Source organism: Longispora fulva, assembly GCF_015751905.1.
In the GTDB taxonomy this organism is placed as follows: Bacteria; Actinomycetota; Actinomycetes; order Mycobacteriales; family Micromonosporaceae; genus Longispora; species Longispora fulva.
On the sequence record NZ_JADOUF010000001.1, the window covers coordinates 1655153 to 1668833 of the forward strand.

Consider the following 13681-nt stretch of genomic DNA (forward strand, 5'->3'; position numbering starts at 1 on the left):
CGGCCCTGGCACCGGCCGCGGCCCGGATCCGCGCCCATCCCTGGCGCCGGCCGGGCGGCAGCGCGCCCGGCCGGCCTGCGCTAGCCCTTCGTCGCGTGCAGCACGCTACCCAGCAGGCACGATGGGTCCGCGTAGATCGACAGCACGCCGATGTTCTTCGCCTCGGGGGCCACCCGCAGCGCCGTGCCGCCGTAGCCCTCGGGCGCCGACGGCATCCGGAACACCCCGTAGTTGATCGTGTACGGGACGACCTCACCGTCGGCCGTCAGCACCGGCTCCGGGACCGGGCGCAGTCGGCGTTGCAGGACCGCGCCGCCGTCCATCGAGGACGCGACCCGCTCGGCCCACACGTCCGGATCGGTGTCCACGCCGAGGATCACCCCGTGCCCGCTGTGCAGCAGCACCGGCTTGAGCACCAGGTCCTCGCGGTGCTCCAGGGCGTAGGGCAGCAGGTCGACCCGGGTGCCGTCCTCCAGGGTGACCTCGCCGGGGCGGGTGACCCGGGTCCACGGCAGCAGCCGGTCGAGGGTCGCGAGGGTGTCGGCGTCGAACAGGTGCCGGTGGGCCTCGTCGGACAGCAGGGCCAGGGCGGCCTTCGAGCCGTACACCTCGCAGCCGATCGGGGTGAAGATCTTCACCTCGCCCCGGTCGGCGGCGTCGAGCAGCGGGGTCATCAGCTCGCGCGCGCCGGGCAGCACCGCGTGTTCGAGCATGAAGATCCGGTAGATGACGTCGATCGGGTCGTCGCCGACCCAGACCCGGCCGTCGCGGTACTCCAGCATGCCCAGGTGCGCGGACACCGTCCTCACGTTGTACTGCTCGTGCAGCGCCCCGCACAGCTTCAGTGCCGCCTCGTTCGCCGGGTACTCGCCCGGCCAGTCGCACAGCGCCATCGTCGGCCGCTCGTCGGCCGCCAGCCCGGTCTCCTGCCGCATGCTGACCAGCGACTCCCCGACGGTGTCGACGTAGCCGAGGCCGTGTTCGGCGGCGAAGGCGGCCAGGGTCGGGTGCTCGACCATGCCGTCGTTGAGCAGGCTCACCTCGATCAGGCCGACGGTGCTGCCCATGTTGTACTCCATCAGCCGGAAGCCGGTGGCGTCCGCGTACAGGTCGGCCCGGCCGAACCGGGTGACCGGCCGCCCCGCCTGGGTCCGCATCACCAGGTCCACCTGGTCGCCGACCATGCCCACGGCGCGGGCGAACGCTGCGAGGTCCCCGCCGAAGAGTTTGTCCGGCAGGCTCTCCAACGCGTCCTGCAACCGCCCGAGGTCCTCGGTGAGCCGCCGGTACTCGGCGTGCCCGAGGAACACGGGCCGGGCGAGGAACTTGTCCTGATAGAACGCCTCCAGGACGGGGTGCACCCGATCGGCGGGAATCAGGTCTGTCGGGGTGAGTCCGGTCCGGCCGACCTCGTCGAGGTACAGCGCGGTGAGGGAGGGATCTGGCATCCCACGACCTTACGGCCGACCCTCCACGGACGACAGGGGCTGGTGTCGCGGGCGTACACGAGAACGCTGTTGGACGCCGTCGCCTCCCTGGGCGGCGGCACCACCCGGACCGCCCCGCCGGCCGCGCCCCCGGTCCTCGACATCCGCGACCTCACCGTCGTCTACCGGGGCGGCGTCCGCGCCGTCGACCACGTCAGCCTGACCGTCGCCCCCGGCGAGGTGCTCGCCCTGGTCGGCGAGTCCGGCTCCGGCAAGACCACGGTCGCGGGCGGGCACGATCGCCGGCCTGCTCCGACCGACCTCCGGCGAGGTGCGTCTCCGTCCAGTCCACGATCCTGGACCTGTTCGGCGACCTCCAGTCCCACCTGCGCTTCGCCTGCCTGTTCATCAGCCACGACCTGGCCGTCGTGGAACGCCTGTCAGACCGCGTGGCCGTCATGCATCAGGGCACCCTGCTCGAACAGGGCCCCACATCACGAGTGCTGTCCGCACCGGAACACGCCTACACCAGCCGCCTACTAGCGGCGGCCCCGGTAGCAGACCCCGACCGCCAACAGACCCGCCGCACAGCCTGGCGAAACCTACGCACGGCGTAACGGACCGCTCCGATCGCAGCACACGGGGCCGCCGGCCCACCCACCCCGCGATCACCCACAGTCACACCCCCCGGTGGTGATCATCACCGAGATGACTTTCCGACACCCGAATTTGCCCCCGGTGGGTACCGTACGTGAGTGCGGCCACCGACCCGGGACATTTGGTTACCCATAGTGATGGGCTGCCTCCAGTTCGCGGTCTGGCCGATAGGCCCGTGGCTGACCGGCCGACCGGTCAACCCCACCCAGGCCATCGGCGCCGGCACCTGCGTCCTCCTGGCATTCCTCGCCCTGGCCTTCCGCCGCACGGCCCCCGTACCGGCCGTCGGCGTCGTGCTCGGCATGCTCGTCCTCGCCACCGCCATCGTCGCCCCCGTCTCCACGGAACTGTCCGAACAGCACCTGTTCGTCGTCGGCTTCGTCGACCTCGTCGCGCTGTATTCCGTGGCGGTGCACCGCCCGGCCCGCGCCTCGGTCCTGGCGGCCGTCGCCACGCTGGCCGCCCAGACCGTCATCCAGCTCGGGCTCGTCCAGTCCGGCGCGGTCGGTGCGATCGGCGTCCTGTTCAGCGCCTCGTCCTACTCTCTGGCCTGGGCCCTGGGCCGGGTGCGCCGCCGCTGGCGGGCCCGCAGGGAGGCCGTCGCGACCCGGCTGGCCGCGACCCGCGCCGACCACGCGTACGCCGCCGCCGAGGAGCGCCAACGCCTCGCCCGCGAACTGCACGACGTCTCCGCCCACCACCTCAGCGGCATCGTCGTGCACGCCCAGGCCGCACAGCGTCTCGCCGACCGGCAGCCCGAACTCGCCGCCCAGGCCCTCGCCTTCGCCGCCGCGACCGGCCAGGAGACCCTGGAGTCCCTGCGCCGCCTGGTCGAGGTGATGGACGTCGAGCCGGAGCCCGGGGCCGACGGGGAACCGCCGACCCTGCGGGCCGTCGGCGAACTGGCCGCCGGGTTCGCCCGGCTCGGGCACCCGGTCACCCTCGAGGTCGAGGGCGAGCGCGGCGCGGTGCCCGCCGACGTGGCCGCCGCCGGGCACCGGATCGTCCAGGAGGCACTGACCAACGCCCTGCGCTACGCCGGCGGTGCCCCGGTCCGCATCCGGCTCGGCTACGGCCCCGGCCTCGTCGTGATCACCGTGGACGACGACGGACAGGGCGGCGCGCAGCCGGCGGCCGGGCTCGGCTCCGGCCGGGGCGTGTCCGGCATGCGCGAACGGGCCCGCGAACTCGGCGGCGACCTGCAGGCCGGCCCCGGTCCCGACGGCGGCTGGACGGTCCGCGCGGTGCTGCCGTACGCCGAGGGGGTCCGGCCGAAGGCCGCCGACGTGGCCTGGTGGCGGCGGATGGGCGACGCCCAGGTCGTGGACGTGCTGCTCGCGGTCCTGGCCGGCGCGTGGCCGGCGCTGATCGCGTACGGGGCGGCCCGGCAGCCGGAGACGTCGCCGATGGCCCCGGGCGTGGCGTCCCCGGTGATCCTGACCCTGGTCCTGGCCCTGCACGGGGTGCCGGTGCTGTGGCGACGCACCGAACCGTGGCTGGCCCTCGCCGCCGTCCTCGCCGTCGACGGGCTGTGGCTCGGCCTGCTGCTGTCCGAGGCGCTGCCGCCGCGGGGATTCTGGCTGATCCTGATGGCGGCCCTGTCCGAGGGCCTGGTCGTCTACGCCGTCGGAGCCTACGCCCGGCGCGGCTGGCTGACCTGGCTGAGCGCGGTCGCCGCCGGCTCCGGGGTCGCGGCGGTGATCTGCGCCGTCGGGCACAAGCTCGACACGAGCGGCGGGAGTCTCCTCGAGGCGCTCACGTTCTGCCTGGGCTTCGCGCTGGTGTCCACGGCCGTGCTCGTGCTGTTCGCCTGGCTGCCCGGCCACTTCGTCGGCCGCCGCCGCGGCCGCGCCCTGCGACGCGACACCGCCTCCCTGGACGCCGCCACCGCCACCGTCGTCGGGGCGGCCCGGGAGGAACGGGACCGGATCGCCCACGGGCTGCGCGGTTCCGTGTTCACCCACACCACCCGGGTCGTCGAACGCGCCGGCACCGGCGAGCCGGCGGCCCTGTCCGAGGTGGTCGCCGAGGCCCGCGCGGCCCTCGGCGCGATGCGCGAACTCCTCGGCGTGCTGCGGTCCGGCCCCGAGGGCGTCGACGGCAGCCCGGCGCCCACGGCCGCGGCGCTGCCCGGCCTGTGCGCCCGGCGCGGGGTGCAGCTGGCGGTCGAGGGCGAGCCGCGCCGGCTGCCGGTGGAGGTCGACGTGTCGGCGTACCGGCTGGTCGAGGCGGCGTTGACCCCGACGGAATACGCCGCCCGCGCCGAGGCGACCGTGGTGTATGGCAGCCGGCACCTGCGGGTGCACATCCTGGGCGCGCCGGCCCTGGCGGCGCACGTGGCGGAGTTCGCCGAACGGGTCGACGCCACGGGCGGCCGGTTGACCGTGAAGGCCGCGGAGTCGGGGTGCGACATCGACGCCTGGTACCCGGCCCCGGCCTGAGCCAGCCGCGGCCGTCGCCCGGCCCGACCGGCCGCGGACCCGGTGCCTGTCCGCTGCCGGGCCCCGGCCTAGGCGGCGGCGATCGGGGCCAGCACCGCGCCGGTGAGTTCGACCAGGTCGGCGGGGGAGAGCTCGATCTCCAGGCCCCGCCGGCCGGCCGACACGTACACCGTGGCGAAGTCCGCCGCCGAGCTGTCCACGACCGTCGGCAGCCGTTTGCGCTGGCCGAGCGGGCTGATCCCGCCGCGCACGTACCCGGTGGTCCGTTCGGCGAGCACCGGGTCGGCCATCGCGGCCCGCTTGCCCCCGACGGCCGCCGCGAGCCCCTTGAGGTCCAGGCTGCCGGCGACCGGCACGACGGCGACGGTCAGCGTGCCGTCCACGTCGGTCACGAGAGTCTTGAACACCCGCCCGGCCTCGACGCCCAACGCCTCGACGGCCTCCGCGCCGAACGACGCCGCCCCCGGGTCGTGCGGGTACTCGTGCACCACATGGGTCAGTTTCCGCCGCGCGAGCAGGGCGGTCGCGGGTGTTCCTCTGCCGGCCACACCCTGATTCTTCCGTACGCCCGTCAGACCCTCTCGACCACCACCAGCGGGATGTCGCGCCCGGCCACCTCCTGGTACGCGTCGTAGCGGGGGAACCGCTCCGCCATCGCCCGCCACAGGCGCTCCTTCTCCGGCCCGGACGCCGCGCGCGCCGCTCCCGCGCGCCGCTCCCGCGTACCGCTCCGCCCCGATCTGCACCTCGACGGCGGGTTCGGCGGCCAGGTTGAGATACCAGGCCGGGTGCCGTGGGGCCCCGCCGTTGGAGGCGACCAGGACGACGCTGTCGCCGTCGCGGCCGTAGATGAGCGCGGTCCGCCGGAGCCGGCCGGTGCGCCGGCCCCGGGTGACGAGCAGCAGGATGTCGTTGCCGTGCAGCCGGCCGCCGTCCCGGCCGTCGGTGTCGACGTAGCGGCGGATGTGCTGGGCCACCCATTCGGTGGGACTGTCCAGAATGTCATCGGTCATGCCCCGACGATACGGACTCCCGGCACCGCACCCGTCGGGTAGTCGGCACGGGTATTGACCCCGATCATGTGTTCGGGGACACTGCCTGACACGGGGAAGGGCGATGCTGGCGTGCCCTCCTGGTCGACCAAGGAGGATGGTGCATGCCCACTGTGCTCGATCGGGCCCGCGCCGTCGCCGCGCACAGCCCTTCCCGGCTGCGGTCCCTCGGGGCACTCGCGGTCGCCGGGCTGCTCCTCCTCGGCCTGGTCGGCGGGATCACGCTCGACAACCGCGCCACGGCGGCCCGTGACCTGGCCACCCGCAGCGAGCCGCTGTCGCTGGACGCCCAGGAGTTGTACCGCTCGCTGGCCGACGCCGACGCCACCGCCGCCAGCGGATTCCTGGCCGGCGGGATCGAGCCCGCGCTGCTGCGCGAACGGTATGACGCCGATATCGCCCGCGCGATGGCCAGCCTGAGCGACGCCACAGCCGTGGGCGGGGCGGACGCCGCCGGATTCGCCCAGGTCGCCCGCGACATCCCCGTCTACACCGGACTGGTGGAGACCGCGCGGACGAACAACCGGCAGGGCCAGCCCGTCGGAGCGGCGTACCTGCGGGAGGCCTCCGGGCTGATGCAGAACAGCATGCTCCCCGCCGTGAACCGGGGCTACACGGCCCAGAACGCCAGCGCCGCCGCCGACGGGGACCGGGCCACCGGCTTCCCGTGGTGGCTCGTGATCGTGCTCGTCCTCGTCGGCGCGGGTCTCTACCTGGGCCAACGTGACCTGGCCCGCAGGACCCGCCGCGTGTTCAACCAGGGCCTGGTCGCCGCCACCCTCGCCGTGGCGCTCGCCTTCGGCTGGGCGGTGATCGGCCTCGGCGCCGAGGCCGTGCACCTGTCCACCGCCCGGTCCGAGGGCTCCGACCCGGTGCTGGCGCTGTCCGCGATCAGACTCGCGGCGTTGCAGGCCCGCGCGGACGAGAGCCTGACCCTGGTGGCCCGGGGCACCGGCGACTCCTACGAGGCGGACTTCGCCCGGCAGGTCGCCTTCATCGGCGGCCGGGGCGGGTTCGACCGCACCGCGGAGCTGACCCGGCACCTGCCGGTGTCCGGTCTGGTCGGCGAGGCGCGGACCGCGTTCAACAGCTGGCTCGGCGCGCACGCCAAGGTCCGCGAGCTCGACAAGGCCGGCAACTACCCGGACGCCGTGCAGACCGCCATCGGGTCGGCCCCGACGTCGGCGGCCTCGGCGTTCACCGTCCTCGACGCCCGGCTGGGCGCGGCGATCGAACGCAGCCAGGCCACGTTCGCCACCGAGGCGGCCAGGGCGCGCGGTTCCGTCGCCGGGGTGGGCGTCGGCTTCGGGCTGCTGTGCGCGCTCGGCGCGGCCGCGGCGGCGTGGGGCGTCGGCCAGCGGGTCAAGGAGTACCGATGAACAAGGGTTTTCCGCTCGTGGTCCTGCTCGCCGGGGCGCTGCTCGCCGGCTGCTCGGTGTCCGTGCCACCGGCCACCCCGCAGCCCTCCCCGGCGCGGCCCCGCCCCGTCGGCGTGGTGGAAGGGCCCGGAGCCGTGCCGAGTCCGGTCGCGCCCGGCGCCGTGCCGCAGTGCGACCCCCGGGCCAGCCTGCGCCCCGACGGCGCGCTGCCCGCGCCCGGGGCCATGCCGGCCGGTTCGACGATGCGGAGGATCCAGGACCGGGGCCGGCTCGTCGTCGGCGTCGACCAGAACGCCTTCCTGTTCGGCTACCGCAACCCGGCCACCGGGCAGCTCGAGGGCTTCGACATCGAGATGCTCCGCGCGGTCGCGAGCGCCATCCTCGGCGACCCGGACGCCATCACCTACAAGGTGATCACCCAGGCCCAGCGGATCCCGGTCGTGAAGTCCGGCGAGGTGGACATCGTCGCCGACACGATGACGATCACCTGCGGCCGGCTCCAGGAGGTCACCTTCTCCACGGTGTACTACGAGGACGGCCAGAAGGTCATGGTCCTCAAGGGCTCCGGCATCAAGGGCCCCGACGACCTCGGTGGCAAACGCGCCTGCGCGTCCAAGGGCACGACGTCGATCGCCGAGTTCCAGAAGCTGCCGGCCAAGCCCGTCACCGTCGGGGTGGACAACTGGACCGACTGCCTCGTGATGCTCCAGCAGGGCCAGGTGGACGCCATCTCCACCGACGGCGGCATCCTGGCCGGCATGGTCGCCCAGGACCCCAACACCGAGATCGTCGGCCGGGCGTTCACCGAGGAGCCCTACGGCCTGGCCATCGCCAAGGAGAACCCCGACCTCGTGCGGTTCGTCAACGCCGTCCTGGAGAAGACGAAGGCGAACGGCGAGTGGGCCGCCAGCTACCGGCGGTGGCTCGAACCCCGGATGGGACCGCAGGCCCCGCCCCCGGCGAAGTACCTGCCGTGACCCGACCGTTCCCCGCCGACCGGGCCGACGAGGCGCTCGGCCGGTTGGCCGCCGAACACGACCGGATCTCGGCCACCCTGGTCGAACTCGACGCGCACCCGGCCCGCCGGCTGCTCGACGTCGGCGTCCTGACCGGCCAGACCGCGCGCCGCTGGGCCGTGGCCCGGGCCGGCATCGAGCAGCTGTGGAAGCTGTACGAGGCGTACCAGGCCGTCCTGCACCACGCCCGCGACGTCCGGGCCCGCCGGGCCAGACCGAACGCCGAGGACCTCGCCGAGCTGACCACCCTGCTGCTGGGCCGCTCGGTGTGGCTGGTCGGCCCGGACGTGCCCCTCGGCCAGCGCAGCCTCGCCGGCCCCACGGCCGTGGTCGAGGAACTCAGCCTGGCCGAGGCCGTGGCCCGGATGGAACAGGCGTTCGCGACGGCGTCCGGCCTGGTCGCGGCGGTGGACGCCGTGTGGACGGCCCTGAACCCGGAACTCGCGGCCCTCGGCGACCGGTTGGCGTCCACCCACCGGCTGGCCGGCGACCTGGGTTCCGCCGTGGACCCGGGGCTGGACCGGGACCTGGAGGCGCTACGCACCGGGGTGCAGTCCGACCCGCTGGCGTTCGTCACCCCGGAGGGGCCGGACCGTTCGACGCTGGACCGGCTGGCCGACCGGATCACGTCGACGCACGCCGGCCTGGAGCGCGCCGCGCGCAGCCGCGACGAGCTGGAGTCCCTGATCGTCCGGCTGGAGACCGGCATGGCCGAGCTGGCCGCCGGGGAGGACGAAGCCGCGGCCGTGCACGCGACCGTGGTGGAGAAGATCAGCGCCCCGCCGGTGCCGGCGCCGCCGACGGTGACCGGTCCGCTGCGGACCCGGCTCGAGGCGCTGCGGGTGCTCGGGCAGCGCGGCCGGTGGGCGCTGCTGGCCGAGGAGGCCGAACGGGTCACCGAGGCGATGCGTGCGGCCGGGGGCGCGGTCGCCGCCCGGCGCGCCGAGCTGACCGGGCTGCTGGACCGGCGTACGGAGCTGCGCGGCCGGCTCGCGGCGTACCGGGCGAAGGCGCACCGGCTCGGCCTCGCCGAGGACGCCGAGCTCGCCGGCCGGCACGAGGAGGCCCGGCTGCTGCTGTGGACGGCGCCCTGCGACCTGGAGGCCGCGGCGGCGGCGGTCACCCGGTACCAGCGGGCGGTCCTCGCCCGAGACTACGGAGGCACCCGATGACGATCTGCGACCGGCCCGGCTGCGGCGGCACGGTGGAGGACGGCTACTGCGACGTCGCGGGGCACGCCTACGGCACGGCCCCGGCCGGCGCGACCGGCTCCTCGGCCTCGGTGGCCACGTCCCCGTCGAGCGGCCCCGCCACGATCGGGCTCAGTTCCGCGCGCGGCTCCCGCAGGCCGGGCTCCGGCCGCACCTCCGGCCGCACGGTCGGCCGGGGCACCCTGGGCGCCGGCCTGATCGACATCGCCCCGGTGCCGTACCGCGACCCGGCCACCGCCGTGCTCGACACCGCGGAGGTGCCCGAGCGCAAGCGGTTCTGCAGCCGCTGCTCGGAGCCCGTGGGCCGGGCGTCCGGCGACCGGCCGGGGCGCACCGAGGGCTTCTGCAAGGCGTGCGGCCACGCCTACTCCTTCACGCCGAAGCTGCGCCGCGGCGAGCTGCTCGGTGGCCAGTACGAGGTGCTCGGCCCGATCGCGCACGGCGGCCTGGGCTGGATCTACCTGGCCAAAGACCGCAACGTCAGCGACGCGTGGCGGGTGCTCAAGGGCCTGCTCGACTCCGGTGACGCTGACGCGATGGCCGCGGCGGTGGCCGAGCGCCGGTTCCTCGCCGAGGTCGACCACCCCAACATCGTGAAGATCTACAACTTCGTGCAGCACGTGGACGCGACGTCGGGGGAGAACGTCGGCTACACGGTGATGGAGTACGTCGGCGGCCGGTCGCTGCGCGACATCCTCCTCGACGAGCGGGCGGCCGGCGGGCACCAGGGGCCGCTGCCGGCGGAGCGCGCGATCGCGTACATGCTGGAGATCCTGCCGGCGCTGGGCTACCTGCACCAGCGGGGCCTGCTGTTCTGCGACTTCAAGCCGGACAACGTGATCCAGACCGAGGAGCAGCTCAAACTCATCGACCTGGGCGGGGTGCGCCGGATCGACGACCTGGACAGCGCCATCTACGGCACGGTCGGCTACCAGGCGCCGGAGATCGCCGACGAGGGGCCGTCGGTCAGCTCGGACCTCTACACGGTGGGCCGCACCCTGGCCGTGCTGAGCCTGAACTTCCAGGGCTACGCCACCACCCGCTCCGACGCGCTGCCCCCGGTGTCGGCGACCCCAGAGCTCGCCGACGCCGAGTCCTTCCACCGCTTCCTGCGCCGGGCGACCCACCTGACCCCGGACCTGCGGTTCGCCTCGGCCGCCGACATGGCGGAACAACTCACGGGGGTACTCCGCGAGCTCCTCGCCAGCCGCGACGGCCAGCCCCGCCCGGCCCCGTCGACCCTGTTCGGTCCGGAACAGCGGGTCGCGCCGGCCGACCCGGACCCGGCGGAGGCCGCGGCGTGCCTGCCCGTGCCCCTGGTCGACCTCACCGACCCGGCCGCGGGCTTCCTGGCCAGCATCACCGTCACCGACCCGGCCGAGCTGCTCGCCCTGCTGGCCGCGGCCCCGCGGACCACTCTCGAGGTGACCCTGCGCCGGGTCCGGGCGCACCTCGCGGCCGGCGACGTGCCCGCCGCGTCCGCCGAGCTGGCCCAGGTGCCCGCCGACGAGGCGCTCGACTGGCGGGTCGGCTGGTTCAAGGGGATCGCAGCGCTGTCCGCCGGCGACACGACCGGGGCCACGGCCCTGTTCGACGCCGTGTACGACGCGCTGCCCGGCGAGGCGGCCCCCAAACTCGCGCTCGCCGCGACCGCCGAGTGCGCCGCGGACCTGGCCACCGCCGACCGGTACTACGAACTGGTCTGGCGCACCGACCGCGGCTACGTCGGCGCGGCGTTCGGCCTGGCCCGGGTCCGGGTGGCCGCCGGCCGGCACACCGCGGCCCGCGACGCCCTCGACGCCGTCCCGCACACCTCCAGCCACCACCTCACCGCCCAGCTCGCCGCGATCACCGCCCACGTGAACGGTCGGGCCCCCGGCGACCTGTCCGCCGCGGAACTCCTCGCGGCCGGCGCGCGCCTGGACGCCCTCACGGTCGACGCTGAGCGGCGCGGCTGGATCGTCCTGGACCTGCTGTCGGCGGCCCTGGCCTGGCACGACGCCGGCCGTCCCGGCGGGGAGCCCCCGGGCGCCCGGCTCCTCGGCACAGGCCTCACCGAGCGGGACCTGCGCACCGGCCTGGAGGCCGCGTACCGCACCCTGGCCCGGCTCGCCCCCGACGCGGCTACCCGGGTGAACCTCGTCGACCAGGCCAACGTGGTGCGGCCCAGGACGTGGGTGTGACCGCCGTGGTGAGTTGTCCGGGCTGCGCGGAACCCGTCGGGGCCGCCGACGGCTTCTGCGAGGCGTGCGGCCGGTCGCTGAAGCCCGCCCCGGCGTGCGTGCGGTGCGCCGTCGGCACCGTCGACGAGGACGGGTACTGCACGGCGTGCGGCGCGCGCCAGCCCGGCCCCGGCGACCACGAGGAGCTGGACCTGGGCGCGGTCGCCGGGGTGACCGACCGGGGGCTGCGCCACCACCGCAACGAGGACGCGATGGCGGTCCGCCGCACCGGCGACGGGGTGGCGGCGGTGGTGTGCGACGGGGTGTCGGTGTCGCCGCGCCCGCACGAGGCCTCCCGGTTGGCGTGCGACACGGCGGTGGCGATCCTGGCGTCGGGGCCGCCCGAGACGGTGCCCGCGCCTCGGCGGCCCGACATCGAGCCCGGACCGCCTGGACCCGCGCCCGCACCGGGCGCTGATGCCCTGACCGGGCCCGCCGATGCCGCCACCCGGGAGGCCGCCCGGGCAGCGGCGGCGGCCGTCGCAGCCCTCGGCACCCCCACGGCGGCCCCCGCCTGCACCTACGTGTCGGCCCTCGTCCGCGGCGGCTCCTTCACGGTCGGCTGGATCGGCGACAGCCGGGCGTACTGGCTGCCCGGCACCGGCGACGCCGAACTCCTCACCGAGGACGACTCCTGGGCGGTGGAGATGGTCGCGCACGGCCTGCTCACCCCCGAGCAGGCCAACGCCGACCGCCGCGCGCACGCCATCACCCGCTGGCTGGGCGCGGACGCCGGCCCGGCCGACCCGCACGTCGTGACCCGGCGGCCCGACGTGCCGGGCGTGCTCCTGCTGTGCAGCGACGGCCTGTGGAACTACCTGCCGTCGGCCCCCGACCTCGCCGCCCGGTACGCGGACCTGACCGGCCCGGCCGTCGACCGCGCCCGGGCCCTCGTCCGGTACGCGCTGGACGCCGGCGGGCACGACAACATCACCGTGGTGCTGCTGCCCGTCCCGACACCCCCCGAGGAGGACCCGTCATGACCGAGTTCCAGGTCGAGGTGGACCAGAACGAGTACCTGTCGGACGGCGCGAGCACCGTCGACGCGATCGCGACGGTCACCTCCTCCGGCCAGGCCGAGGCGGCGGTGGCTCCCCAGGCCGCCGAGATCATCGTGATCGACCGGTCGGGCTCGATGGAGTACCCGCCGACGAAGATCAAGGCCGCGCGGGAGGCCACCGTCGCGGCGATCGACTGCCTGCGCGACGGCACCCTGTTCGCCGTGATCGCCGGATCCTCGTCCGCGCAGGTCGTCTACCCGCGCTCGCGCGGCCTGGTCCCGGCGAACGCCACCACCCGGGAGGAGGCCAAGATCGCGGTCCGGGCCGTCAAGCCCGGCGGCGGCACGGCGATCGGCACCTGGCTCACCCTGGCCCGCGATCTGTTCGCCCCGCACACCGACGCGATCCGGCACGTCATCCTCCTCACCGACGGCAAGAACGAGAGCGAGTCGCCCACAGACCTGCAACGCGCCCTGGACATCTGCGGCGGCGTGTTCGTGTGCGACGCCCGGGGCATCGGCACGAACTGGGTCGTCGAGGAGTTGCGGAAGATCACGACGGCGCTGCTCGGCTCGTTCGATATCGTCGCGGACCCGGCGAACCTGGAGGCCGACTTCCGGGCGCTGATGACGCACGCGATGGGCAAGGCGCACGGCGACATCCGGCTGCGGCTGTGGACGCCGCAGGGCGCGACCGTCAAGTTCGTCAAGCTCGTCGCCCCCGAGGTCCGGGACCTGACCGGCAGCCGGATCGACGTCGGCGCGCAGATCGGCGACTACCCGACCGGCTCGTGGGGCTCGGAGCGCCGCGACTACCACGTCTGCGTCCAGATCAACCCGGGCGGCGTGGGGGAGGAGATCCTCGCCGGCCGGCTGCGCCTCGTGGAGGTGTCCCCCGACGGCACGGAACGGATCCTCGGCCAGGGCCTGGTCCGGGCGGTGTGGACCGACGACATCGTGCTGTCCACCCGGCTGCACCCGTCGGTGGCGCACTACACCGGCCAGGCGGAACTCGCCGACGCGATCCAGGAGGGCCTGGAGGCCCGCCGGGCCGGCGACACCGACACGGCGACGTCGAAGCTGGGCAAGGCCGTGAAGCTGGCCGCCGAGACCGGCAACGAGGCCACCTCGAAGCTCCTGAAGAAGGTCGTGGACGTCCTCGACGCCGACACCGGCACGGTCAAACTGAAGCCGAAGGTCAGCGCCGAGGACGAGATGACCCTGGACGTCGGGTCGACCCGCACCGTGCGCACCACCAAGAAGTGACGGGGGCCAC

10 protein-coding genes and 1 pseudogene are annotated in these 13681 nt (G+C 74.8%); 8 read left to right on the forward strand and 3 right to left on the reverse strand.

Translation table 11 applies throughout. From position 1 onward, the window contains the following. Positions 1-80: 80 nt before the first annotated feature. The gene (locus IW245_RS07135; RefSeq protein ID WP_197002398.1) at positions 81-1448 is read right to left on the reverse strand and encodes a hypothetical protein; all 1368 of its coding nucleotides are present in this window, start codon (positions 1446-1448) and stop codon (positions 81-83) included. 219 nt (positions 1449-1667) lie between these two features. Between IW245_RS07135 and IW245_RS42600 the strand changes: the two genes are divergently transcribed. Next, positions 1668-1970: a hypothetical protein gene (locus IW245_RS42600; RefSeq protein ID WP_372445304.1), complete on the forward strand. Its 303-nt coding sequence runs from the start codon at positions 1668-1670 to the stop codon at positions 1968-1970. A gap of 212 nt (positions 1971-2182) precedes the next feature. After that, positions 2183-4525, forward strand: a complete 2343-nt coding sequence (locus IW245_RS07140) for a sensor histidine kinase (RefSeq protein ID WP_197002399.1) — start codon at positions 2183-2185, stop codon at positions 4523-4525. A gap of 68 nt (positions 4526-4593) precedes the next feature. Here IW245_RS07140 and ybaK read toward each other — a convergent pair whose 3' ends face one another. Both ybaK and IW245_RS07150 read right to left on the reverse strand, forming a co-directional pair. Next, positions 4594-5073 carry a Cys-tRNA(Pro) deacylase gene (gene ybaK / locus IW245_RS07145; protein WP_197002400.1) on the reverse strand — a complete coding sequence of 160 codons (480 nt, stop codon included), beginning with the start codon at positions 5071-5073 and terminating at the stop codon, positions 4594-4596. A gap of 23 nt (positions 5074-5096) precedes the next feature. After that, positions 5097-5538 (reverse strand): annotated as a pseudogene (locus IW245_RS07150) (nitroreductase/quinone reductase family protein). Between the two features lie 143 nt (positions 5539-5681). Between IW245_RS07150 and IW245_RS07155 the strand changes: the two are divergent. Genes IW245_RS07155 through IW245_RS07180 form a run of 6 tightly spaced genes read left to right on the forward strand, consistent with a single transcriptional unit; the run spans position 5682 to position 13671 of the window. Continuing rightward, positions 5682-6956: a GlnX family signal transduction membrane protein gene (locus IW245_RS07155; protein ID WP_197002401.1), complete on the forward strand. Its 1275-nt coding sequence runs from the start codon at positions 5682-5684 to the stop codon at positions 6954-6956. Beyond that, positions 6953-7933 (forward strand): glutamate ABC transporter substrate-binding protein, encoded by a 981-nt coding sequence (locus tag IW245_RS07160; protein ID WP_231398691.1) that lies wholly within the window; start codon positions 6953-6955, stop codon positions 7931-7933. Before IW245_RS07155 ends, IW245_RS07160 begins: the two co-directional genes overlap by 4 nt. Further along, positions 7930-9144: a hypothetical protein gene (locus IW245_RS07165; protein ID WP_197002402.1), complete on the forward strand. Its 1215-nt coding sequence runs from the start codon at positions 7930-7932 to the stop codon at positions 9142-9144. The genes IW245_RS07160 and IW245_RS07165 overlap by 4 nt, the downstream gene beginning before the upstream one ends. Continuing rightward, positions 9141-11366, forward strand: a complete 2226-nt coding sequence (locus IW245_RS07170) for a serine/threonine-protein kinase (RefSeq protein ID WP_197002403.1) — start codon at positions 9141-9143, stop codon at positions 11364-11366. The genes IW245_RS07165 and IW245_RS07170 overlap by 4 nt, the downstream gene beginning before the upstream one ends. Beyond that, positions 11363-12388, forward strand: a complete 1026-nt coding sequence (locus IW245_RS07175) for a protein phosphatase 2C domain-containing protein (RefSeq protein WP_197002404.1) — start codon at positions 11363-11365, stop codon at positions 12386-12388. Before IW245_RS07170 ends, IW245_RS07175 begins: the two co-directional genes overlap by 4 nt. Then, the gene (locus IW245_RS07180; RefSeq protein ID WP_197002405.1) at positions 12385-13671 is read left to right on the forward strand and encodes a vWA domain-containing protein; all 1287 of its coding nucleotides are present in this window, start codon (positions 12385-12387) and stop codon (positions 13669-13671) included. The genes IW245_RS07175 and IW245_RS07180 overlap by 4 nt, the downstream gene beginning before the upstream one ends. Positions 13672-13681 lie beyond the last annotated feature (10 nt).